General features: G+C 63.4%; 20 protein-coding genes. 9 read left to right on the forward strand and 11 right to left on the reverse strand.

Annotated elements, in window-relative coordinates; translation table 11 throughout:
• Nucleotides 1-20: 20 nt before the first annotated feature.
• Nucleotides 21-1037 (reverse strand): branched-chain amino acid ABC transporter permease, encoded by a 1017-nt coding sequence (locus tag J2X53_RS17385; protein WP_349038764.1) that lies wholly within the window; start codon nucleotides 1035-1037, stop codon nucleotides 21-23.
• On the reverse strand, nucleotides 1034-1927 hold the full coding sequence (locus tag J2X53_RS17390; protein ID WP_349038765.1) for a branched-chain amino acid ABC transporter permease: 894 nt from the start codon (nucleotides 1925-1927) through the stop codon (nucleotides 1034-1036). The genes J2X53_RS17385 and J2X53_RS17390 overlap by 4 nt, the downstream gene beginning before the upstream one ends.
• A gap of 170 nt (nucleotides 1928-2097) precedes the next feature.
• Between J2X53_RS17390 and J2X53_RS17395 the strand changes: the two genes are divergently transcribed.
• Complete coding sequence (locus J2X53_RS17395) at nucleotides 2098-2766, forward strand: phosphoenolpyruvate hydrolase family protein (protein ID WP_349038766.1); 669 nt, start codon at nucleotides 2098-2100, stop codon at nucleotides 2764-2766.
• A gap of 3 nt (nucleotides 2767-2769) precedes the next feature.
• On the opposite strand, the gene J2X53_RS17400 is transcribed toward J2X53_RS17395, so the two are convergent.
• From J2X53_RS17400 to J2X53_RS17415, 4 genes are all read right to left on the reverse strand, one after another.
• Nucleotides 2770-4506 carry a phosphoenolpyruvate hydrolase family protein gene (locus J2X53_RS17400; protein ID WP_349038767.1) on the reverse strand — a complete coding sequence of 579 codons (1737 nt, stop codon included), beginning with the start codon at nucleotides 4504-4506 and terminating at the stop codon, nucleotides 2770-2772.
• Nucleotides 4507-4871: 365 nt separating this feature from the next.
• Nucleotides 4872-6311 carry an NAD-dependent succinate-semialdehyde dehydrogenase gene (locus J2X53_RS17405; protein ID WP_349038768.1) on the reverse strand — a complete coding sequence of 480 codons (1440 nt, stop codon included), beginning with the start codon at nucleotides 6309-6311 and terminating at the stop codon, nucleotides 4872-4874.
• The gene (locus J2X53_RS17410; protein WP_349038769.1) at nucleotides 6311-7357 is read right to left on the reverse strand and encodes a tartrate dehydrogenase; all 1047 of its coding nucleotides are present in this window, start codon (nucleotides 7355-7357) and stop codon (nucleotides 6311-6313) included. The genes J2X53_RS17405 and J2X53_RS17410 overlap by 1 nt, the downstream gene beginning before the upstream one ends.
• Nucleotides 7358-7390: 33 nt before the next feature.
• Nucleotides 7391-8716, reverse strand: coding sequence for an FAD-binding oxidoreductase (locus tag J2X53_RS17415; protein WP_349038770.1), 1326 nt, complete (start codon nucleotides 8714-8716; stop codon nucleotides 7391-7393).
• A 177-nt stretch (nucleotides 8717-8893) separates the two neighbouring features.
• On the opposite strand from J2X53_RS17415, the gene J2X53_RS17420 reads away from it, so the two are divergent.
• On the forward strand, nucleotides 8894-9388 hold the full coding sequence (locus J2X53_RS17420; RefSeq protein ID WP_349038771.1) for an Lrp/AsnC family transcriptional regulator: 495 nt from the start codon (nucleotides 8894-8896) through the stop codon (nucleotides 9386-9388).
• Between the two features lie 38 nt (nucleotides 9389-9426).
• Here the strand turns inward: J2X53_RS17420 and J2X53_RS17425 are convergent, their stop codons facing one another.
• The 5 genes from J2X53_RS17425 to J2X53_RS17445 all read right to left on the reverse strand — a co-directional run bounded on the left by J2X53_RS17425 (nucleotide 9427) and on the right by J2X53_RS17445 (nucleotide 14288).
• Nucleotides 9427-10344 (reverse strand): glyoxylate/hydroxypyruvate reductase A, encoded by a 918-nt coding sequence (locus tag J2X53_RS17425; RefSeq protein WP_349038772.1) that lies wholly within the window; start codon nucleotides 10342-10344, stop codon nucleotides 9427-9429.
• Nucleotides 10344-11732 carry an aminotransferase class III-fold pyridoxal phosphate-dependent enzyme gene (locus tag J2X53_RS17430; RefSeq protein ID WP_349038773.1) on the reverse strand — a complete coding sequence of 463 codons (1389 nt, stop codon included), beginning with the start codon at nucleotides 11730-11732 and terminating at the stop codon, nucleotides 10344-10346. The genes J2X53_RS17425 and J2X53_RS17430 overlap by 1 nt, the downstream gene beginning before the upstream one ends.
• Before the next feature lie 16 nt (nucleotides 11733-11748).
• Nucleotides 11749-12579, reverse strand: a complete 831-nt coding sequence (locus J2X53_RS17435; RefSeq protein ID WP_349038774.1) for a GNAT family N-acetyltransferase — start codon at nucleotides 12577-12579, stop codon at nucleotides 11749-11751.
• Nucleotides 12580-12700: 121 nt separating this feature from the next.
• Nucleotides 12701-13825 (reverse strand): acetylornithine deacetylase, encoded by a 1125-nt coding sequence (gene argE / locus J2X53_RS17440; protein ID WP_349038775.1) that lies wholly within the window; start codon nucleotides 13823-13825, stop codon nucleotides 12701-12703.
• 7 nt (nucleotides 13826-13832) lie between these two features.
• A complete protein-coding gene (locus J2X53_RS17445) occupies nucleotides 13833-14288 on the reverse strand; it encodes a cupin domain-containing protein (RefSeq protein WP_349038776.1) in 456 nt (151 codons plus the stop codon).
• Between the two features lie 267 nt (nucleotides 14289-14555).
• On the opposite strand from J2X53_RS17445, the gene J2X53_RS17450 reads away from it, so the two are divergent.
• The 7 genes from J2X53_RS17450 to J2X53_RS17480 all read left to right on the forward strand — a co-directional run bounded on the left by J2X53_RS17450 (nucleotide 14556) and on the right by J2X53_RS17480 (nucleotide 24213).
• Nucleotides 14556-15866 carry an FAD-binding oxidoreductase gene (locus J2X53_RS17450; protein WP_349038777.1) on the forward strand — a complete coding sequence of 437 codons (1311 nt, stop codon included), beginning with the start codon at nucleotides 14556-14558 and terminating at the stop codon, nucleotides 15864-15866.
• A 178-nt stretch (nucleotides 15867-16044) separates the two neighbouring features.
• Nucleotides 16045-16911 carry a GNAT family N-acetyltransferase gene (locus tag J2X53_RS17455; RefSeq protein ID WP_349038778.1) on the forward strand — a complete coding sequence of 289 codons (867 nt, stop codon included), beginning with the start codon at nucleotides 16045-16047 and terminating at the stop codon, nucleotides 16909-16911.
• A 79-nt stretch (nucleotides 16912-16990) separates the two neighbouring features.
• Nucleotides 16991-18265 (forward strand): FAD-binding oxidoreductase, encoded by a 1275-nt coding sequence (locus tag J2X53_RS17460; RefSeq protein ID WP_349038779.1) that lies wholly within the window; start codon nucleotides 16991-16993, stop codon nucleotides 18263-18265.
• 599 nt (nucleotides 18266-18864) lie between these two features.
• Nucleotides 18865-20529 carry an ABC transporter ATP-binding protein gene (locus J2X53_RS17465; protein ID WP_349038780.1) on the forward strand — a complete coding sequence of 555 codons (1665 nt, stop codon included), beginning with the start codon at nucleotides 18865-18867 and terminating at the stop codon, nucleotides 20527-20529.
• A gap of 36 nt (nucleotides 20530-20565) precedes the next feature.
• Nucleotides 20566-22233, forward strand: coding sequence for a peptide ABC transporter substrate-binding protein (locus tag J2X53_RS17470; protein ID WP_349038781.1), 1668 nt, complete (start codon nucleotides 20566-20568; stop codon nucleotides 22231-22233).
• A 118-nt stretch (nucleotides 22234-22351) separates the two neighbouring features.
• Entirely contained in the window at nucleotides 22352-23302 is a 951-nt protein-coding gene (locus J2X53_RS17475; protein ID WP_349038782.1) for an ABC transporter permease, read from the forward strand.
• A gap of 32 nt (nucleotides 23303-23334) precedes the next feature.
• Nucleotides 23335-24213: an ABC transporter permease gene (locus J2X53_RS17480; RefSeq protein WP_349038783.1), complete on the forward strand. Its 879-nt coding sequence runs from the start codon at nucleotides 23335-23337 to the stop codon at nucleotides 24211-24213.
• The last annotated feature ends 23 nt before the right edge of the window (nucleotides 24214-24236 follow it).

The following is a 24236-nucleotide window of genomic DNA, read 5'->3' on the forward strand; positions in this document are numbered from 1 at the left end:
ACCCGGCGTCGGCGCGGGTGTCAGCTTTCCCCGGCCGGAATACTGGCTGCTTTAGCGGTGCGCGATTTGCCGCCCGCCCGTGTGACCAGCCGGTTTGCCAATCCCAGGATCCCGTCTGGCGAGATCACGACGATGATCAGAAACACCATGCCGATCAGTGTGTTAAAGCGGTCATGCCCGATGATCGACGCGGCGAAGGTATCCATCACCGCATAAATCAGCGCACCGATGAAGGCGCCCAGCGGATGCCCCAGACCGCCGATCACTGCCATGACCAGCACCGCCACGGTGGGCCATAGCCCGATGGAGCTGGGCGTGATGCCGATGTTGTAAAAGGTGATCAGAACCCCGCCGCACCCCGCGATGAACCCTGCCAGCGCAAAAGCCGCAATCCGGTGCAGCGCCACGTTGAACCCGATGGCCGAGGTCCGGCGCGCCGAGTCGCGGATCGCCTGCAACGCCAGCCCGAACGGGGTGCGCACCACATACAGCACCAGCAGATACAGCAGCACCGCCACGGTCAGCGTCACCAGATAGAACACGGTATGGGTGCGGAATGGCATACCGAAGATCTCGGGCCCGACGATGTTGCGGATGCCTTCATAGCCGCGGAACCATTCGGAGTTCGATTGCGCAAACAGGCTGAACCCCACGGCCAGCGCCAGCGTGATCATCAGCAGGTAAATCTCGCGTGTGTTTACCGCGATCAGCCCGACCAGCGCGCCGGTCAGCGTGGCCATCAGCACGGCAAGCGGGATCGCAACGCCGTAAGGCATTGCCAACGGCCCCAACGGAATGGCCGTGGGGGCCATCATGGCAACGGCATAGCCCGCCACCCCCGCCAGCATGGTCTGCGCCAGCGAAACAAAGCCGCCATATTGCGCCAGAAACGTCAGCGACAGCGCCACAATGCCATAGGCCAAAGCGCGGCCCAGGATGTTCGCCAGCCAGAATTGCGGCACAATCAGCGGCAATGCCAGCAGCAGCAGCACCCCTGCCCCGGTCATCAGCCAGTGCCGCCTGCTCATCATGATCATACCGGCTTCCTTCCCATCAGACCCTGAGGGCGCACGGCCAGCACGGCAGCCATGATCACAAAGGTCAGGATCACCGAATAGGTCGGGAACAGCACCTGCCCCCATTGTTCGGCCAGCCCGATCAGGATGGCCCCCAGTGCGGTGCCACCAATCGACCCCATGCCGCCGACAATGACCACCACCAGCGAGATCAGCAGAAACCGCGCATCCACCCCCAGCGCCATCGGCTGAGCCGTGGCACCGATCACGCCACCCAGACCGGCCAGACCGGCCCCGAGCGCAAACACCGTGACGGCGATCAGCGGAACATTCACGCCACAAGCGGCCAGCATCTGCCGGTCATCCACCCCGGCGCGCACCATGATGCCCAGTCGCGTCTTGTTCAGCAGCAGCCACAGCCCCACGCCCACCGCAATGGCCAGCGCCACCTGAAACAGCCGGAACACCGGATAGCGCCCGATGCCGGGCACCTGAACCGGACCGAACAGGATATCGGGGGCAAAGAACTGAAACGGGCTGCCGCCGAAATGCGCCAGCAGCTGATCTGCAAAGATGATTGACAGGCCGATTGTCACCAGCGCCTGCCGCAGCTCCTGCCCCTGCATCCAGCCCAGAAAGACCACCTGCATCGCCACGCCCAGCACTGCAACCGCCACAATCCCGGCCAGAATTGCGATGAACCATGCATAGGGAAACCAGCTGTCCGAGGCATAAAGCGGCTCGAACACGGCGAAACCGACATAGGCCCCCACCATATACAGCGCGCCATGCGCCATGTTGACGGTGCGCATAAGCCCGAAGATCAGCGAAAAGCCACTCGCCACGATGAAGTAAAGCGCGGCCAGCGTCAGCCCGTTGAGCGTGACGGTAAGTATGAACTGAAGCGACAATGGTTCCTCCCGTGGCATCCCCGGCGCTTGTGGTCTCTCTCTCCCCGCGCGGCGATGGCCAGTGCTGTCGTCGTTGTCATCAGATCATTGCAGCCATAGCGCGCGACGGCCACTGGCTAATCCGGGCCGGTTTGGGTAAAATCGGGTAATCTTTGAAAAGGTGAACACCCGTGTCCGTCAGGGATGACCTGCTGATCCGCACTGCACCCCTTCCCCGCCCGAACCCCGGCGAATCGTCGCCAGCCTGGGTTCTGGCCCCCTGGCTGACCGCGCTGCCGGTGCAGGGACGCGACCTGCTGGCCCTGTTGCCGGTGCTGGATGTGAACACGCTGAGCTTTGCCGCTTTGCGGGCCTTGCCCGCCGGATCAGAACCGCAGGCGATTGCCGCCCTGTTCTGCGCCGACCCGTTCCTGCGGGTCCGCGATGCGGTGCAGATCCTGCGGGCCGCAGGCATCCGCCGGGTGACGAACTTCCCCACGATCCAGATCATCGACGGCACGGCGGCACATGGCTTTGACAGCGCCGGGCTGGGCGTACAACGCGAGGCAGATGTGCTGGGGGAATGCGTGCGGGCGGGGTTTGAGGTGACCGGTTTTTGCACATCTGCCGAAGCCGGCGCGCTTCTGGCACGGCAGGGTGTCACTGCGCTGGTGCTGCACCCCGGACCCGCCGCGACTGACTGGCGGATGCGGGCCGCTGCGGGGCATGAGGCCGCAGGCGCGCTGCGCTCGTTGCGACACCTGACCGATCTGCCGGTGCGGCTGATGTGGCCTGATGGCTACGGTCCGGAACTTGATGCCGCGCTTGCGCTGGCTGATGGCCGGGTCAGGTATGCCTGACCGCTATTCCAGCAGGCCCGCCCGCCGCATCTTGTTGTAAAGCGTCTTGCGCGACACCCCCAGAAACGCCGCTGTATCGCCCCGGCGGAACCGGTTGCGTCGCAGGGCATCCAGCAGCCAATCGCGTTCCGTCATCGCCTGCGGAATCTCTTGTTCTGCCACGCCAGCGGCAGATGACCCTATCGCGGCTGCCATCGCCGCTGATCCGATAACCAGGCCCTTGGTATTCACCGCCGCCCGCTCAATCACGGCACGCAATTCGGGGATGTTCCCCGGCCAGCCCTGCGCCAGCAACAGCCGGTAGCCAGCCGCCGATATCCGACGCTGCTGCGCCCGTCCGGCCCCCAGCAAGGAAAGGATATGGCGCGCCAGTGCCGGAATATCCTCGGGCCGGTCGCGCAGTGGGGCAATGTCGATGCGTCCTGGCTCCATCCGCTGTGCCAGCGCCGGGTCCAGTGTCATCCCGCCATTGCCCGGCGGCTGCTTGATCAGCACCACCCGCGCCGCCTCTGCCCCGCCTGCGCTTGTTGGCTGGTGCGTCGCCTGCTCCAGCCAATCGGCCAGTCGGCGTTGTACTGCAACCGGCAGCGCGTCGGCGCGATCGATCACCACAGTTGCGCCCAGCCTCGCAAGCATTGCCCGACGGGTCGGACCCGCGCCGAACAGCATGGCCTCTGCCTCGTCACCCACTCCGGTCGCGCGCAGGGTCAGCAGCGGCCCCTGCCGTTCTGACAAGGCATGCAAACCGCGCGCCAGTGCCCCGCGCCCCAGCCCGGCGGCACCGCTGATCAGGACCGGCATGCTGGTCCGCGCCAGCCGCAACGCCTGATCCAGAACAGAGAGCACAAATTCCGATTGCCCCACAACGCCGGTGATCCTGGCTGCGCGCAGCAATTCACGTGATTGCGCGCTGTCGGATTGCCGTAGCAGGTTGAACGCCTTGAACGCCGATGTCCGCTCCGTCACCGAATGCTCCAGCGGTACGCGGTCAAGCGTGGAGCCGCCGACGTAGCCATCGGCCCGTGCCTCTTCACACACGCGGAACATGTCGTCCGGGCTGATGATCGGCCCGCCTTCGACAAAGCAAAGTGTCTCCGGCGCACGGCTGCGGACCGAGGCAAAGATCCGCCTCGCCCGGTCGGCGGCCTCGGATATGGTGAAACTCTGCGCGACCGAAAGGACGCCGCCGGCATTCCAGCCAAAGTTCAGGCAGATCATACCGACCCCGGCATCAACAAGCTGGGCGATCTCGTTCCGGGTTTTGCCATAGCCAAACGTCATCAGACCGGCCTGTTGCGCCAGTGCCAGCATCTGTGCCTCGCGCGCAAAGCCGATGCCCGCCTGTTCCAGCAACTGGCGGAAGCGCCCGTCAAAGTGGATGGCTGAGGGGAAATTTGCGATGCCATGATAGCCCGCCGCAACAGTCTGCTCCACCAACCGTTCCGGGCTCATCGCCGGGTCAAAGCAGGATGCGCCGAACAGCACCGGCACTGAAACACGATCCAGGATCTCACGTCGGGCAAAGGTGTCGGTAAAACTGTTGGCATCGCCGATCGGCAAAAGTGCCGCAACCGAAGCCGCGCCCATCACCCGGTATCGCCCGGCGTTCAGCGCCAGCAGAAAATCAGCACCGCCGCGCACTGCCGCCTCTGCCGTCATACCGATACCAATGGCCCCGCCCACCAGAAGCGCGCCGCCTCCGCCAGATTTTGGGAACAGGTCTTTTGGTGCAGATGTCATGGAAAACCAATAGCAGAAGAAAGCTGCCCCGTCCTGCTTTGACACTGATCTTTCACCCGGTTGCGATCAGAGTCCGGTGGTTCTATGCGCGGTTCGGCGCAGGTTAGGAAATCGCCCGACGCGCAGAGCTTCATCTCGTGCCAAGGCCCGCGCGGATCTCTGGGTCAAAGTGCTGCCACTGCTCACAGGTGCGTTCAGCCATGGCGCGCCGGTTGCCTGAAGGTGCGGGGTGGCAAGCGGCGCATCCCGGATTGCCAGCCGCCGCTTGAGGCGCAGGCAAACGGCGCGCGGCAGTTGCCGCGCGCCGCCCCGGGCGAAGTCGCAAGTCTCTGCCGCCCGCCGGTCCAACGGGCCGGATTTCCGCTCTACAGGCCGCCGAAATGGAAGGCCTTGGTTTCGAGATATTCTTCAATCCCCTCCTGCGCGCCCTCACGGCCGAGGCCAGAGGATTTGACGCCTCCAAAAGGCGAAACCTCATGGCTCAATGCGCCGGTGTTCAGGCCGACCATGCCAAATTCCAGTGCTTCTCCAAAACGGAAGGCACGGGCCATGTCGCGCGTGTAGAAATAGGCGGCCAGACCAAAGGGTGTGCCATTCGCCAGTGCCAGCGCTTCGGCTTCGGTTTCAAAGCGAAAGATCGGGGCAACCGGCCCAAAGGTTTCTTCGCCCGCCAGACGCATGGCGGGATGTGCCCCTGTCAGAACCACAGGATCGGCATATTGCGCAGGCAAGCTGCGGGGTTGCGTAACGCGGGTGGCACCTTTCGCAAGGGCATCGGCCACATGGGCGTTGATCTTGTCGGTCGCGGCGGTGTTGATCATCGGTCCGACGGACACATCGGCCTGGGTCCCGGGGCCAACTTTCAGCGCATCCACTTTTGCCGCCAGCGCGGCCACAAAGGCATCGTGGATGCCGGACTGCACCATGATCCGGTTGGCGCAGACGCAGGTCTGCCCGCCGTTGCGGAACTTCGACACCATCGCGCCTTCGACTGCCGCGTCCAGATCGGCATCATCAAAGACAACAAAGGGCGCGTTGCCGCCCAGCTCAAGGCTCATCCGCTTCAGCGTCGGCGCGCATTGCTCGGCCAGCAGGGCACCCACCCGGGTGGATCCGGTAAAGCTGAGTTTGCGCACGACGGAGCTTGCGGTCAGCGTCGCACCGATGACCTCGGGTCGCCCGGTCAGAATGTTGAGCACGCCCGCAGGAATACCGGCGCGTGCCGCAAGCACGGCAAGCGCCAGCGCGGAATAGGGCGTGAAGTCTGACGGCTTGACGACCATCGTACAGCCCGCCGCCAGCCCCGGCGCCACCTTGCGGGTGATCATGGCAATCGGGAAGTTCCAGGGTGTGATGATGGCGCAGACGCCGACCGGCTCTTTCATCGCAAAGATCTTCTTTCCCGCCACCGGCGACGGGATGATCTTGCCATTGATCCGCCGCGCCTCTTCGGCAAACCAGCGGACGAAGCTGGCGCCGTAAGCCACCTCGGTGCGCGATTCAGACAGCGGCTTGCCCTGTTCCGCCGTCAGGATCTGCGCGAGGTCTTCGGTGTTCTCCAACATCAGCTGATACCAGCGCATCAGGATATCGGCGCGTTGTACATGGGTCCGGGCACGCCAGCCTGCCATGGCACGTTCGGCGGCGGCGATGGCGGCGGTTGTCTCTTCGGCGGTGCAGTCCGGCAGCTGGCCCAGCACATCGCCCGTGGCCGGATTGGTCACATCCAGCTCTGACCGGGCCAGCCATTGGCCGTCAATCAGCGCAGCGTTGCGGAACAGGTCGGGGTCATGCAGCTTGATCATCATTCCTCCAGCGCGGCCAGAATTGCCGCCGTGATTTCATCGGTAGACTGTCGGCCGGGGATCGCGCCGATGCCCCTGGCGGTGGTTGCCTCGACCGCCGCCATGACCGACTGCGCGGCGGCCTGTTCGCCCAGATGGTCCAGCATCATCGCGGCGGACCAGATGGCCGCAACCGGATTGGCAATGTTGCGCCCGGCGATATCGGGCGCAGAGCCGTGCACCGGCTCGAACATCGACGGCCCCGATCCGTCGGGGCAGATATTGGCCGAGGCCGCAAAGCCAAGCCCGCCCTGAATGGCGGCCCCCAGATCGGTCAGAATGTCGCCGAACAGGTTCGAGGCGACAATGACATCCAGTGAAGCCGGTGCCATCACCATCCGCGCCGCCATTGCGTCAATGTGCATGTGCGAAACGATGACATCGGGATAATCCGCCGCCACCCTGCGGGTCATTTCATCCCAGAACACCATGGTGAATTTCTGCGCATTCGATTTGGTGACAGAGGTGACGTGCCGCCTGCGTGTCATCGCCTGATCAAAGGCAAAGCGCAGGATGCGTTCCACCCCAGCCCGGGTAAAGACCGAGGTTTCCACTGCGACTTCGTTCTCCCGCCCCTGATGGACCCGCCCGCCCGCACCGGAGTATTCGCCTTCGGTATTTTCGCGGATGCACAGGATGTCGAATGCGGTCGCTTTCAGCGGCCCCTCGACCCCCGGCAGCAGCCGGTGCGGGCGGATGTTGGCATATTGGTTGAACGCCTTGCGGATCGGCAGCAGCAGCCCGTGCAGCGACACCGAGTCGGGCACCGTATCCGGCCAGCCGACCGCCCCCAGAAAGATGGCATCAAAGCCACGCAGGGTTTCGATGCCATCCGCTGGCATCATGGCGCCGGTCTGCAGATAGTGGTTGCACGACCAGGGAAAGGACTGCGACCGGATGGCAAAGCCATGAACGCGGGCGGCGGCCTGCACCACGGCCATTGCGGCATCGGTCACGTCCACGCCGATCCCGTCTCCGGGGATCAGGGCCAGATTGTGGGTCTTCATGGCAGTCTCCTTGCGTGGTCCGGGCGGGGTGGGTCAGAAATCTGAAACCTTGCCCCATTGGCTCTGACTGAACCGGGACAGGCGATAGGCCTTGGTCTCGGCGATGGGCTGGCGGCCCAGCAGCATGTCGGCAATCAGATGGCCGACGCCCGGACCGATGCCAAAACCGTGGCCCGACAGCCCGGCTGCCAGCACCAGACCGGGAATGCCGATATCGGCGTCGATGACAGGCACGCCATCCGGCGTGCTGTCGATGTAACCGGCCCATGCGGCCTGCACCGGCACATCCCGCAGCGCAGGCACCAGCGCGCGGGCACGGGCCAGCGTTTCCGCGATGGTCCGGGCCGAGGGGCGCGGATCAAGGATACGCATATGCTCCATCGGGGTTGGCTGGTCCATCGCCCACCGGCTGCGCGTCTCAAACCCGGCCTGCCATGCCTGCAAGCCGCCGGGGCGCAAGGACCGCCAGCGTCTGGCAAACATCGGCAGAAAATGCCGCAATCCGGCCAAGGCGCGTTGGGTGGGGTCCAGATTGGCCCGCCCCGAAATCGCCAGCGTGTGCCCGCCATCTCCGCGCCGCGTGACCGAAACCCCGGTCGTGTACAAAGCGGCTGGCAGCGGGGCAGCGCCGGGCTGAAGCGCCAGGATCGAGCTGCGGATCGCGGCCTGCGGAAAGAAAAGGCCCAGCTGGTGCAGAAAACTGCCGGCCCAGGCCCCGCCGGCAACAACGACAGACGATGTGCGGATGACTCCCATTTCTGTGATCACACCGGCCACGCGGCCGGCTTCAAGCTCCAGCCCGCGGGAAGCACAGGTCTGCACGATATGGCCACCGTGCTTTTCAACGCCAAGCGCGATCATCGGCGCTGCGCGGGATGGGTCTGCGGTGCCATCGGTCGGGGACCAGACCCCGCCCTTCCAGCGCTGCCCGGTCACACCGCCACGCGCGTTAGCCTGATCCGGGGTCAGCATATGCGTCTCAACCCCAGTGCCCTTGGCAAAGCGGCCCCATTTTGCCCAGCCCTCAAGCTCGGCCTCGTTGTTTGACAGGTAGAGCAGCCCGCAACGGGAAAATCCCAGTGAATCCCCGATGTCGGCCGCCATCTCTTCCCACAGGCCAAGGCTGCGCGTTGCCAGGGGCAGTTCGCGGGCATCGCGGTTCTGCTGGCGGCACCAGCCCCAGTTTCGGCTGGACTGTTCGGCCCCGACAGCGCCTTTTTCAAGCAGGACAACCTTTTGCCCCGCCCGGGCCAGCCAGTATGCAGCGCAGACGCCCACAATGCCCCCGCCGATCACAACGCAATCGGCTGCGGGTGGCAGAATGTTGGGTGTGTCGATGAGGTGTAGGGGTGCTGGCATGCGGGGCTCCTGTGGCCATGGTCAGATTAGCCGGGGCCTTACCGCGCGATATTCCGCATTGTGCCCCTGTGTCGGCATTTTCTGTTGAATGCGCGCAGGATTTCGAATGATGTAGGACTGGCCCGCGCGCTATAATTGCCAATAGCGCGAAATACTGCGCTTTTTCAGGATATTGCCATGACCCCTCCGTACAAGCTGGACAGGATCGACATCAAGATACTGGCGGTCCTGCAAGGCAACGGCCGGATCACCAATGTTGAACTTGCGGATGAGGTCAACCTTTCGCCCTCCCCCTGCCTGATGCGGGTCAAGAAGCTGCAGCAGGCGGGTTACATCACCGGCTATTCCGCGCAGATTGATCTGGCCCGGCTGGGCGAGACGCTGACCGTTTTCACCGAATTCACGCTGAAGAACCACCGGCAGATCGACTTTGCCCGTTTTCAGGAAGCTCTGGAAAAGATCGACAGCTGTGTCGAATGCCATCTTGTGTCAGGTGGATATGATTATCTGGCCAAGTTCGTGACATCCAGCATCACCGACTATCAGACGATGGTTGAGGGGCTGATCGAGCGGAATGTCGGCATCGACAAGTATTTCAGCTTTGTCGTGATGAAGACGCCTTTCGTCAAACAACAGATCCCGCTGACACGGCTGTTCGCCAACCGCGACTGATCCGGCGGCTGAAACCACCGGATCAGGTCAGCGGCGGCTCAGTAGCCTTTGTCCTGATTGACAAGACCGGGAACCGGGAGCCCCTGCCGCATGGCGCGGATGACGGCGAGCGCGTGCCGGGCCCCTTCTGCAGCATCGGTCTGCGCCGCGATATGCGGTGTGATGATGACGCGCGGATCGTGCCAGAGCCAGTGTCCGGGTGGCAGCGGCTCGGGCTCGGTCACATCAAGAACGGCGGCCGACAGCTGACCGGAGGTGAGGGCGGCCTGCAGGTCAGGCATGTTCAGGTGCTTGCCGCGCCCTGCATGGATCAGCCCCGCGCCTTTGGGAAGGGCGGCGAAAAGGCTGGCATCAAGGATGCCTTCCGTCTCACCGGTCAGGGGCAGCAGACAGACCAGCAGATCGCTGCGGGCAAGAAATGCATCGCGCTGATCCATGCCGAACACCGGCACGCTGTCCATATCCGCGCCGGCACCCGACCGTGACAGTCCGGCCACATCGAAGCCCAGAGCGGTCAGGCTGCCTGCCACCAGACCGCCGATCCGCCCCATGCCCAGAATGCCCACCCGGCGGGCGCTGGCGGCCCGGACCGGATGGGTGCGCCAAAGCCTGCTCCGGGCCTGATCCAGATAGACCGGCATGTCCCGGTGCAGCATCAGCGTCGCCATCACCACCCAGTCGCGCACCATCGCCTCGATCCCCGGCGCAAGCGTGCGCGACAAGGCAACGCCCGGCGGCATCGGCGGCAGGTGGTCCACCCCGGCCCCCACCGAAATGACCACGCGCAGGTTGGGATAGCGGCCAAGGTCTTCGGGCGGGGTCCAGCAGGCGATTTCCGTCACCAGCGCCGGGTCGGTGACGGCGCCTTCGCCGTCGATCATCGTTTCCCCGGCATCAGACAGGATCTGCCGCCACACAGGCGCCCGTGCGGGCGTGGACAGAAACAGCAGGGCCATCAGCGCAGCACCGCGCGGATCTCGGGGTCTTCCAGTGTCAGGTCCAGCACTTTGCGGGTGCGCTCGACAATGGCGTCAATCTCGTCCGCCGTGCAGCACAGCGGCGGGGCATAGCCAAAAACCCCCTGTGCAAACGACCGGATGACCAGACCCTGCTCCCACGCGCGGTCAAACAGCCGGGTTGCGGCCTGAAGCGCGGCGGGCAACGGGGTTTTTGCGGCCTTGTCGGTGACAAGCTCGACCGCCGCCAGCATCCCCCTGCCCCGCACGTCGCCGACCAGGGGGTGATCCGACAGACCCATCAGCCCGGCTTGCAGGCGCGCGCCCATCTGGCGGCCGTTGCCCAGCAGCCCGCCCTCATACAGCGACAGCACCTCCAGCGCCACGGCGGCCGAGACCGGGTGTGCGGAATAGGTGAACCCATGACCCACCGCCTTGGCCCCCGCACTGTCGGCAATGGTCTGATAGACGTGATCTGCCATCAGCACGGCCCCCATCGGCACATAGCCCGAGGTCAGGCCCTTTGCGACCGTCATCAGATCGGGGACGATGCCTTCGTCTTCGCAGGCGAACAGCGGGCCGGTGCGGCCAAAGCCGGTGATAACCTCGTCGGCCACAAACAGGATCCCGCATTCCGTGCAGGTGTCGCGCATCGCCCTGACCCAACCGGGCGGCGGCACCAGCACCCCACCCGAGCCCTGGATCGGCTCCAGATAAAACGCGGCCACACGTTCGGCACCGATCGCTTCCACCTTGGCACGCAGTTCCGCGACCGAAGCGTCGATCACTGCCTGCGGATCGTGGGCCAGCGGATTGCGGTACAGATCATGCGACGCAATCTTGTGCTGCCAGTCATAGGGCACGCCAAACCCGTCATGGAACAGCGGCAGCGCCGTCAGCCCCGCCCCCATGGTGGTAGAGCCGTGATAGCCCGAGGTCACCGAAATGAACTGATCGCGGCCCGGCTGGCCCTTTGCATGCCAGTAATAGCGGATGAAGCGGATCGTGCTGTCCACCGCATCTGACCCGCCAAGGGTGAAATACACATGATTCAGATCGCCGGGCGCGCGTTCGGCAAGGGCCGCCGCCAGACGGATCGGCGCCTCAGCGCCCAGATCGAAATAGCTGGTGGCATACGGCAGGTCGCGCATCTGCCGTGTTGCGGCCTCGATCACGCTTTCCTGCCCATAGCCCGCATTGACGCACCAGAGACCGGCGAACCCGTCAATCAACTGCCGTCCCGTGGAATCGGTGATGGTGGCCCCTTTGGCCGAGGCGATGACGCGAACGCCCCGCGCCTCATGCCCCCGGAAGGAGGAGACGGGATGGATCAGATGCAGGCGGTCCAGTTCGGCCAGCGAATTGGCAAGCGGTGTCTTGGTCAGCATTGTTTGCTCCGGATGTTCAGCCCAGTGCCTGTGAGGCAAGGGCGTAGCTGTGATGGTCTGAAGGGGCGCAGGGCCGGGCGGAATGCACCATCGCAGTGCCGCCACCAACATGGGCCAGGCCAAGCGCCTCTGCATGGGGCGCAAGGGGGTCCGCTGCGGACAGGTCGACGCGCAGGAATTGCCCGGCCAGCTGTTCTGCCGCCGCAGACATCAGCGCCCGGGCTGCGCCCGCATCGCGTGCGACGACGGGCCCCAGAACATGACCACGGCCAAAGGCGCGCAGCAGGGCAAATCCGCCCTCGGTGCGCAATGTGTCGCCTGTCGCGGCGATGCGCGCCAGCAGGGCCTTGCGCTGCATCCCGCTGGCGGCAGTGTCGAGTGCCGCCAGCATATCGGTATCGGCCGGGCCAAAGCGGACCGGGCGTTCCGGTTTCATGGCACGCGCCAGCCCCTGATGCTGGACAATGCGGCCCCGTTCGATGAAGCCCATCCTGCGGTACAGCGGCAGACCATCTTCGGTCGCCGTCAGCCGCATCTCGCACCCCCCGGCCAGCGCAATGACATGTTGCATCAGGCGGCGGCCCAGGCCCATGCCACGCCTGTCTTCGGCGACGATGATCATGTTCAGCGTCGCCACTGGCCCGAAGGCCGAGCAGATGGCCGTGCCGACCAGCCGCCCGCCCTCAAATGCCGACACCCCTTTGGACACCGAAAGGGTCAACGCCCAGTCTTCAAGCCGGTGCGGCCACCCAGCGGCCTGTGACAGCGCCAGAGCCTGCGGCAGATGATCCGGTGTCATCGGCACCAGATCAGATACGGGCGCAGCAGCGGGGTCAGGTCGGATCATGAAAGCGTGCCTTGTCTGTTTTCCGTGACACTAGGCCAGCCGGTGCAGCATTTTTGATCTGTTCCCGCAAGTGCCCGGCAGGATTTGCCAATCGCTGCAGAAGGGGCCGCAGAAAATGCCGTCAGGCGCACAGCCGCGTCCCCAGCCTGCGGATCATGGCACAGGTGGCCTGCAACTCCGCTTTCGTCAGATATTCTTCGGGCTTGTGGGCCCGGCCAATATCGCCCGGGCCGCAGATCACCGCCGGAACACCGGCAGCCTGATACAGCCCGGCTTCGGTGCCGTAACTGACAGCGCCAAGCGGTATCTGCCCGGACAGATCAGCAATCAGCCCGGCCAGGGGATGGTCCGGGGGCAAGGCCAGCGCCGGATAGGTTGACAGGGTTTCAACCGTGATCCCCGTAGCAAGTGCCGCAGCAACCACCGGAGCGAGCAGCCCGGCCGGGTCAACCCCGGCAATGGCGCGGGCCTCGATATCAGCTTCTGCCGCATCGGGGATGACGTTCAGCGCCAGACCGCCGTCGACGGTCCCGATCTGCAGACTTGACCACGGTGGCGCGAACCGCTGGTCCTGCGGCCCGGCCTGCAAGGCGCTGGCCTGCGCCACCGCCGCTGCCAGCACCGGCACCAGCGCGTGAATGGCATTCACGCCAAGATCGGGGCGCGACGAATGCCCCGCCACACCCTTTGCCCGCAGCCGGATGGCTGCCTTGCCCTTGTGGGCCAGAACCGGCCTCAGCCCCGAAGGCTCGCCGATGATTGCCCCGGCGGGTGCGGCGCAAAGGTCGGGCAACACCGCCAGAAGATGCGGAACGCCGCGACATCCCGCTTCCTCGTCATATGACAGTGCCAGATGGACAGGTGCCGTCAGGGTCATGCGGAGCAGCTCGGGCACCATGGCAAGCGCCGCTGCGACAAAGCCCTTCATGTCACAGGCCCCCCGCCCGATCAGCCTGTCGCCGCCTGTCCGCAGCACAAACGGATCGGCCTGCCAGCCGGGTTCGGTCGCGGGCACAACGTCAAGGTGACCTGACAGGATATAGCCGGGCCTGTCCGCCGGGCCGATGGTGGCGAACAGGTTTGATCTGTCGCCCTCTGGTCCCGGCAGCACATGGCAGGTCACGCCCTGACGGGTCAGATAATCCTGCACGAAGCCGATGATGCCGCCATTGGGGCGACCGACCACGCTGGGAAAACTGACCAGCCGTTCCAGCATGGCCTCGGGGGAAAAGGACTCCGGCGTCATCAGCAGATCACGCCTGCGCGACGACGTAGATCTTGCGCACGGTCTCTATCGTGCGCCAGGTGCCGACAAACCCCGGCTTCATCACAAAACTGTCGCCGGGGCCAAAGGTCCAGGACTCGCCGGTCACAGAGGTGATTTCGGCGCGGCCCTTGAGGATGTGGCAGAATTCCAGCGTGGTGCCCTTTATCGAATGGGTCAGGCCCGGAGTGGCCTCCCACACGCCGGTCAGGACGTTCGACCAGCTCGTATCTCCGGCGGGCGTATCGTCATAGGCCCAGGTGCTGAACAGCGGATTGCCTTCGATCAGACGGTCTGGCGCAGGCGCGCCGGGGCGCGGTGCGAAATCGGGGTTCGGGTTGATCGGAACAATGGTGGTCATCTCTTTGAAGTCCTTGCTGAGGATCGGGTCAGAAGACCCTGCCCCGGACCCTGCCGCAATCCGCCCCGAAATTTGCAGCGTCACGGCAGGCTGTGCCGAACCTGCCCGGCGATTCACAATTTGCTGCGCCATGACCGGCAAAGCGGCAAGGACAGGCTGCCGAGATCGCCAATCCGAATGGCGCGGGCAGAGCGATATGCCAGGACAGGCAGTCACTACGCAACATCGTGCTGTTTCAGCACCAGGCTTCGACAGCACTGCATTGAAAAACCTATCATTATGAGGGCCGGATTGGTGCGGTTTGCCCCGCATCGGCCCGCTCCTGCAGGCCTTTAACAGAAAGCCATTGCCGTGAACGCCTCCGATGTTTCTGACAAGAATACGCCGTATTGGTGGGAAGCTGCCCCCGTCAGGCCGCTGCCCGAACAGCCGGTTGCACGGCGCCTTGATGTCGCAATCGTCGGCGCCGGATTTGCCGGTCTGGCCGCCGGTCTGATGCTGGCGCGTGCCGGGCGCTCGGTGGCGGCCTTTGACGCGATGCGTCCCGGCGAGGGGGCATCGAGCCGGAATGGCGGTATTACCAGCGGAACCATCCGCCCGGACTTTGCCACGATGACGAAGCGTTTCGGCGAAGACAAGGCGTTGGCGGTCGAGCAGGAGGGCAAGGCGGCCCGCGCGTTTCTGTACGACTTTATCCGCAGCGAAGGGCTCGACTGCGACTTCCAACTGACCGGCCAGTTCAAGGGTGCTCTGGGGTTTGACCAGTACGACAGGATGGCCCGCAGCGCCGACCGGCTGGCGAAAGCGCTGGGGGTCGAGTCCTATGCGGTTCCGCATGCAGAGCAGCGCACATACATCGGGACTGATTTCTACCGGGGTGGCGCGGTCCGCATGGATATCGGCGGTCTGCATCCGGCGAAGTTTCATGCTGAACTGCTGCGGGTGGCGCTGACATCGGGGCTGACGGTGCATGCGAACACGCCTGTTGCCTCGATCCGGCGCGAGGGCGATGGGTTTCAGGTCACAACTTCGGCCGGAACGGTTCAGGCGCGCCAGGTGCTGGTCTGCACCAATGGCTATACCGACGGCGCCGCGCCCTATCTGCGGCGGCGGCTGGTTCCGGTCCGGTCCCGGATGATCGCAACCGAGGGCCTTGCCCCCGAGGTGATGGCGCGGCTGATGCCTAAGCGGATGATGATGGGAGAGAACCGCCAGCTGGGCTTTTACTACCGCCCTTCGCCGGATGGCACCCGTATCCTGCTGGGGGGACGCGACAGTTCCCGCAGGGGCGATCCGGCCGCTCCGACGCTGCGCCTGCGCGCGGGGCTGGCCCAGATCTTTCCAGAGCTGGAAGGTGTGCGCCTGTCGCACAGCTGGTTCGGCAATGTTGCGATGAACCGTGACATGATCCCCCGTATCTTTGAGAAGGACGGGGTGCTCTATGCGACCGGCTTCTGCGGCTCGGGTGTGGTCTGGGCTCCGTGGGTGGGCATGCGCGCTGCGCACAAGCTGATGGGGCATACAGCAGAGTCACCCAGCGCGTTTGATTTCCGGCCCCCGGCGGCGGTACCCTTGTACCGGGGCAACCCGTGGTTCATGCCTGCCATCATCAAGGGCTATGCGGTGCAGGACCAGATTTCCTGGTGGCGCACCCGCCGCTGAGGGGGGGCGCGGCAGGCCCGTTCGTTGCGTGGGTGGCGCCGCTTTATGTGCTGATCATCGCATGGAAACGAATAAACCCGCCGGGAACATGGCGGGAAACAGCAGCGAAAACTGTCCGGCAAGCGCCAGTCTGGGGGAAAGACGGCCTTTCGTTCAAATCCCGAAGCAGAGTTTTCCCATGACCACTCAAGCGGCGAAGTCCAGCAGCAGCGTGCCGGCCAAACTGAGGGCGTTTGAAGCGCGCCATATTGCCGGTGCGTTGCTGCTGTCGCAGGAAATGGGCTGGCCCTATCGGCGCGAGGATTGGGATATCGCCGCCCAGCTGGGTCAGGGCGTGGTGCTGGAGCGCGCAGGCAAAGTCATCGGCACCGCCTTGTGGTGGGGCTATGGCCAGAGCTTTGCGACGGCGGGCATGATCATCGTGACCGCATCAGAGCAAGGCAGCGGCTATGGGTCAAAGCTTTTCGATGCATTGCTTCAGGCCACCGGGGAGCGCAGCGTTCTGCTGAATGCGACCGAAGAAGGCCTCGCGCTGTATCAGCGGCGCGGGTTCACCCGATGGGGCACCGTATTGCAGCATCAGGGGCTGCTGGGCGCGCGGGCAGAGGCACCGGACCGGGAGGATATACGTCCGGCGTCGATGGCTGACCTGCCCGCAATCGAACAGCTTGACGCGCGGGCTGCGGGGATGAACAGAGCGCAGATGCTGGCGGCCCTTGCCGGTATGGGCAAAGTGGCCGTGATCGACCGCGCGGGGCAGATCCTCGGCTATTCCATTGCCAGACAGTTCGGGCGCGGCCATGTGGTCGGGCCGGTTGTGGCCGGAACGGCAGATGATGCGCGTGCGCTGATCCTTGCGCAGCTGGGCGCACTTCAGGGGCAGTTTGTGCGGATTGATGTCTATGCCAAAGACGGGCTGGGCGACTGGCTGACAGACCTTGGCCTGCCGGAAACCGGCCGGGCGGTTGCGATGGTCAAAGGGCAGTTGCCCGTCACGGACACGGAACACCGGGTTTTTGCGCTGGCAAACCAGTCCTTCGGATGATGTGCGGGGCTTTGGCGGATGATGCGGAACGAAAGACAAAAGGTATGAACATGCAGACCAATGCTCTGATGGTGCGGACATGAAGCTGGCGTCTTATTGGCTCGAGACATCCACGCCCTTCGCGGATGGTGCGACCAGACCGCTGGAGGGCCAGTATGATGTGGCCGTCGTCGGCGGCGGGCTGACCGGGGCCTCGGCCGCGCTGGCTTTGGCCAAAAAAGGCGCCCGTGTTGCGGTGCTGGAGGCCGATACGATCGGCAACGCTGCATCGGGCCGGAACGGCGGCATGTGCAACAACGGCTTTGCCCAGAACTATGCGGCCATGTCGGGCAAATATGGCAGGGACGCAGCAAACGTGCTGTACAAGGCGTTTGACTCGGGTGTCGATCTGGTCGAGCGGCTGGTGCAGGAAGAGCAGATTGAGTGCAGTTTCGCACGTGTCGGCAAGCTGAAACTGGCTGCCAAGCCTGAGCATTACTACATGCTTGCCCGCAGCCAGGAGCTGCTGGCGGCCCATGCCGACCCGGAAACGCGCCTGATCCCCCGCAGCGAGCTTCACAATGAAGTCGGAACCGACCGCTATCATGGCGGCCTGCTGTTTCCCAATAGCGCGAACATGCATGTTGGCCGCTTTGTGCGCGGTCTGGCGACCGCAGCGGCGCGGCACGGGGCTGATGTTTATGAACATGCGCCGATGATGCGGATGCGCAGGGTGGCGCAAGGCCACGCCATCGAAACGCCCAAGGGGAATTTTGAGGCACGTCAGGTCTTGCTGGCCAGCGGCATTTCTCAGGTCGGGCCGCTGGGTTGGGTCCGCCGCCGCATCGTGCCGGTCGGGGCGTTTCTGATCGTGACCGAGCCGTTGTCGCCGGAGCTGCTCGCGCGGCTGATGCCGACCCGGCGCAATGTTGTCGATACCCGCAATCTGGTCGTCTATTGGCGGCTGACCCCGGACAATCGCCTGCTGTTCGGGGGCCGGGCGCGGTTTGCCGGCAGCAATCCGCAGTCTGACCAGAAAAGCGGTGAAATCCTGCAAGCGGCGATGGTCGAGGTTTATCCCGAACTGGCCGATGTCCGGGTGGATTACTGCTGGGGCGGTCTGGTGGACATGACCCGTGACCGCCTGCCCCGTGCCGGAGAGCGTGACGGGGTGTTCTATTCCATGGGCTACAGCGGGCATGGCACCCATATGTCGACCTTGATGGGCAGCATCATGGCCGATGTGATGGACGGACGCCCGGATCTGAACCCGTGGAAGGATTTTGACTGGCCTGCGATCCCCGGCTATTTCGGGCGACCGTGGTTTTTGCCGGTGCTTGGGGCCTGGTACCGGATGAAAGATTATCTGAGCTGACCCTGGCTGATGAACGCCGTGCTTGCCATGCCCCTCTGGTCGTCTGACCTGAGGGGCATTTGCGTTTGCGGGCGTTCAAAGGTGGCGCCGTTCCGGTGCAGCATTTCCTTCTGTCGCCGGGATGCCCCTGTGCCTTTGTCTGCGGGAGAGCGCGAGCCGAATGCAGGATCTGTCCGGCCGCAGCGTGCCCATTTCCGGTGCCAGAGGACCAAACCTTGGAGGATTCGGTGGTTTTCCCCTGTGTTCCGTCAGGCTGGCCATTGCCGCTCAAGGAAGACGCGCACTGCTCAGCAGTTCAGCAAGACCGAAAAGCCCCGGAATTTTATGCCTGAGGCAGCCTGAACTACAGTTTCTCGTGCTGCGGAACCGGCGGGTTTCGGCAGCCCGTCCAGCGGATGATCCGTCACACTCATCTGAATTGCTGTACCATTGCAGATATCCACCTCTGTGCTTGCAGACAGAACCCAGCCGAAATGACCGTGGTTTCCGGGCCAAAGCCATCGAAATCCATCCTGTCATCACGCTGACGGCCCGGCGCAGGCGGACGCAGATGCATGTGCAGCACAAGACGAACAGCGTTGAACAAGCAGGGTGATCTGATGACCGCAAACACGCACATTCCAGCTGCCTCTGATGTCGCAGTGTCTGTGCGCGGGCTGACCATCAGCCTGCCGCCGGGAATGGAGCGTGTTCACGCCGTTGAAGACATCTCGTTCGATCTGCGCAAAGGTCAGATCCTGTGCGTTATCGGCGAATCCGGCTCGGGCAAGTCTGTGACGGCAAACACGATCATGGGGCTGCTGCCAAAGGCCATCAAGATCACCCGTGGCTCTATTCAGCTGGAAGAACGCGAGATCGTCGGCATGGGCCCCGAAGCCCTGCGCAGTCTGCGCGGGCGTGTGGTGTCGATGATCTTTCAGGACCCGCTTTCGGCGCTGAACCCGTTGATGACCGTCGGGGCGCAGGTTGACGAAGCGATGCATGCCCATGGCATCGGCACCCCGACATCCCGCCGCGAGCGGGCGATTGAACTCTTGACCGAAGTTGGGCTGCCCGAGCCGGAACTGATGTATCACCAATACCCGTTCCGCCTGTCAGGCGGGCAGCGCCAGCGGGTGATGATCGCGATGGCACTGGCGCTGGAGCCGACGATCCTGATCGCCGATGAGCCCACCACCGCGCTCGACGTGACCACACAGGCCCAGATCCTGAAGCTGATCCGGGATATTCAGCGCCGCAAAGGCATGAGCGTGATGTTCATCACCCATGATTTCGGCGTCGTGGCAGAGATTGCAGACAGTGTCGTGGTGATGGAAAAGGGCAAGGTGGTCGAGGAAGGCACCGCCGAAAAGGTGCTCAAGTCACCCGATCATCCCTATACCCGGCGGCTGATTGCGGCGGTTCCGCATCTGACAGGCATCGACCGCACCCCGCTGGAGGTCACGGATACCAGGCCGGTGATCAAGGTCGAGAACCTTGTCAAAACCTATCGCAGTGGCAGCGCCCTGTTCGGCACCTTGCGCGTTGTGCCTGCGGTGAACGATGTCTCATTCGAGGTCGGGGCCGGCCGCACGCTGGGTGTGGTCGGCGAAAGCGGTTCGGGCAAGTCATCCCTGGGGCGGCTCCTGATCAAGCTGACCGAAGCCGACAGAGGCCGTATCCTGTTTGATGGCACCGATATCGCACCGATGCCGGAACCTCATTTCCGCACGTTGCGCCAGAAGATCCAGATGATCTTTCAGGATCCGTTCGCATCGCTGAATCCGCGCATGACGATTGGCCGCATTCTGACCGTCGGACCTGTCGCGCACGGGATGCCGCATGCAAAGGCGCGCCATGAGGCCCGGTCGCTGCTTGACCTTGTCGGCCTTGATGCCGGGGCGTTTGACCGCTTTCCGCATGAATTTTCCGGGGGGCAGCGCCAGCGTGTCGGCATTGCCCGCGCGCTGATGTTCAAGCCAAAGCTGCTTGTCGCTGACGAGGCTGTCTCGGCGCTCGATGTGTCGATTCAGGCGCAGATCCTGCAGCTTCTGGACAAGATCCAGCGCGAGACCGGGGTGTCGATGATCTTCATCACCCATGATCTGCGGGTTGCCAGCCAGATCTGCGACCAGATCGCAGTGATGCAAAAGGGCAGGATCGTGGAACAGGGCCCGCCATCGCAGATCTTTCTCAACCCGCAATCGCCCTACACGCGCGAACTGGTTGCCGCCATCCCGGGGGAAAGCGCCCGTGGCCCGCAGCCGGTTTCAGCGAGCCATTGAATTACAATTCTGAAGATCAACAACGGAGGTTCTAAAATGAACAGGAATAGCACTGAAACGTCAGGTTATTCGCGCCGCGCCGCATTGCGCCTGATGATGGCAGGTGGCGCTGTGGGGCTAATGGTGCCCAATCTGCTGGGGCAGCCTGCTTTCGCCCAGACCCCGCCGGCCGCCCCCACGGGCCGGATGATTGTCGGCATCTCGCAGGAGCCGACGGTGTTCCATCCGCTGATGGCGCATATCGAAACCGACGATGGTGTCATGTTCTCGGTGTTCGATGCGCTGTTCCGGGTCAATCCTGATGGCATGATCGTGCCGAACCTGGCCGTCGAAGTGCCGGACCAGACCAATGGCGGGATTTCGGAAGACGGGCTGAATTGGCGTATCCGCCTGCGCGATGACGTGCGCTGGCATGATGGCGAGGCCTTCACGGCCGAAGACGTCAAATTCACGCTGGACCTGATCACCAACCCCGACTTCCGGGCATGGCGCACAAGCGGGCATTCTCTGGTCCGCGATATCACCGTGGTTTCGCCGACCGAGATCACCTGGCGCATGGAAGAGGCGTTTGCACCCTATGTCTCGTTCCTGACCGAAACCTTTATTGTGCCCAAGCACATTCTGGAAAAGGAAGCCGATCTGAACGCGGGCCCCTTCCATCAGGCGCCGATCGGAACCGGCGCCTTCAAATGGGGGCAGCGCATTGCGGGCGACCGGCTGGAACTGGTCGCCAACCCGGATTATTACGGCGAGGGTCCGTATATTCAGGATCTGATCTTCAAGTACATCCCCGACATGACGGTGCTGTATACCCAGTTCCGCAGCGGCGATATCGACATCGTGGGGCAGGCCTACATTACCCCGGACAATTACGCCGAGGCCAGCACCCTTGCTGAACGGGTTGTGACGCTGGTTCCGAAAGCATCGGTCGAGGCGATATACCTCAACATGGAGCTGCCCCAGTTCAAGGATCAAGCGGTCCGCGCTGCGATCTATGCAGCGATAGACAAGCACGCCATCATCGACGCCCTGAACTATGGCGTGCCGACCGAAACCGAAACCTTCATGCCCAAGCAGTCCTACTTCTTTAACCCGGATCTGCCGAAGCATGAATTCAATCTCGACCAGGCGCGCAAACTGCTGGACGATGCGGGCTGGGTGCCCGGTGCTGACGGTATCCGCGCCAAAGACGGGGTGCGGCTGTCGTTCAAGAATTCGACCACCTCGGGTGCCCACCTGCGCGAACAGGCACAGCAGTTCATTCAGCAGACGCTGGCCGAGATCGGCGTGGAAATGCAGATTGAGAACCTGCCGGCGGCTGTCATGTGGGGCGATTTCTGGATCCTGTCGCAGTTCGACTCTGCCATGGTGGGGATCACGTTCCTGATCGGTCCCGATCCTGACGTGACCAACCGGTTCCACACCAAGGCGATTGCGGCCAAAGGCGGCAGCGGGTCCAACAACGCGCAGTATTCCAACCCGGAGGTTGATGCGCTGCTGGAAGAGGGCAGCCGCACGTTTGACACTGAAAAGCGGCGCGAAATTTACGTTAAAGTGCAGGAGATCATCCGCCAGGATCTGCCGTTCCTGCCGTTGTTCGCAAACACCTCGGTTTTTGGCATCAAGCAAGGTGTCGAAGGTTTTGTCGCCAATGCCAACACCCGGACCGAATCCTGGCACGCGGCAGGCTGGTACTGGGCCTGATCTGACACCCTGTTGTCCGCGGCCTTGGGGTCGCGGACAACAATCCGACGCACCGCTGACCCGGGCCGACTGCTCAAAGCCGACTGCCCAAAGCCGACTGCCCCGAAGGGAGAAGATGATGCCCGCATTCCTGCTCAAACGTCTTATTCAGAGCATCTTTTTGCTGGTGATCGTGTCGATCATCGGCTTCGTCGTGCTGAACCTGATGCCCGGCGGACCAATGGCGCAATATGCCCTTGATCCTGGCATGACCCAGGACGACAGAAACCGGATCGCCGAACAACTCGGCCTGAACCGGCCGCTCTGGGTGCAGTATTTCGACTGGGCAGGACGGCTTGTGCAGGGGGATTGGGGAACGTCATTCCGTGACGGCAATCCGGTGACAACCGTTATCGGGCGGCACATGTTCGCGACGCTTCTGCTGATGGGTTCTTCAACCGCCATTGCCGTTGGCATCGGAACCTGGATCGGTATTCGCGGTGCCACCCACCGCCATTCGATCTTTGACTATGTTGCAACCATCGGAGCCATGGTCGCCCTGTCAATCCCCACATTCTGGTTCGGGCTGATCGGGATCTATGTCTTTGCGCTGAAACTGGGCTGGCTGCCAGCCGGGAACATGTACACCATCGGGGATGGCTCTGTTCTGAACTACCTGCACCATCTTATCCTGCCGTCTGTGGTGCTTGCCCTGGTCCATATCGCGATCTGGAGCCGGTTCATGCGGGCGGCGACGCTTGATGCGATCAGCCAGGAGTTTGTGAAAACGGCGCGGGCCAAGGGCGTCAGTGAGCGGCGGGTCATCATGAAACACGTTGTCGGCAACGCGTTGTTGCCCATGATTACGCTGGCCGGGGTTCAGCTGCCGTCACTCTTGACCGGCGCGCTGGTGACCGAAACGGTGTTTACATGGCCTGGAATGGGGCGGCTGTTTCTGGATAGCCTGAGCTACAGCGATTACCCGGTGGTCATGGGCCTGCTGATGTTTTCAGCCATCCTGACAATCATCGCCAATCTCATCGCAGATATCATTGTCGCGCTGGTCGATCCGCGCATCCGCCTGGCCTGACTCGGCCGGCAAGAACAGAGGAAGGCCGCGAAATGACTGCTCTTACCGTACAACCGACTGCAAACCGCTGGTGGCAAAGCCGGGTGGTTCAGCGCTTCATCCGCCATAAGCTTGCGCTGCTTGGCCTTGTCATGATCGTTTTTCTGACGCTGGCCTGCGCGTTCGGCCCCTACCTGCTGCCCTACGACTCGCTTTACATTGACCTGCGCGCGCGCTTTGCCCCGCCGCTGACCGGCGAGCATTATCTGGGCACCGATCCGCTTGGCCGTGACATCGCGGCCAGATTGCTGATGGCGGGGCGGGTGTCCTTGCTGGTCGGGTTCATCTCGATGATCCTGGCCATTGTGGTGGGAATGATCGTGGGCGTGATCGCGGGGTATCGCGGCGGCTGGATCAACATTATCCTGATGCGCACGGTTGACGGGTTCCTGTCGTTTCCGTCGATCTTTCTGCTGCTGGCGCTTGCGGCGGCCTTGAAACCCAGTGCCATGATGATCACCGTCATCATCGCGCTGACCGGCTGGATGGAGGTGGCCCGCATCGTCGAAGCCGAGGTGCGCTCGCTCAAGGAGCGGGAGTTCATTCTTGCCGGCCGTATGCTGGGTCTGAGCCGCGCACATATCATGTTCCGCGAGATTCTGCCCAATATCATGGGGCCGATCATCGTCGCGGCCACCCTGACCGTGGCGCGGGCAATTTTGCTGGAGGCCTATGTCAGCTTTCTTGGCTTCGGCATTCAGCCGCCGCTGCCCAGCTGGGGCAATATGCTGAACGGCGCGCAGCAGTATCTGGCCAGTGCCCCCTGGCTTGCGATCATTCCGGGCATTGCGATCACCATAGCTGTATCCAGCTTCAACTTCATCGGCGACGGGTTGCGCGACGCGCTGGACGTGCGGATTGATACTGTCTGATGAATATCAGACCTCAGTTACTG

It is taken from the genome of Pseudotabrizicola sp. 4114, assembly GCF_031457365.1.
In the GTDB taxonomy this organism is placed as follows: Bacteria; Pseudomonadota; Alphaproteobacteria; order Rhodobacterales; family Rhodobacteraceae; genus Pseudotabrizicola.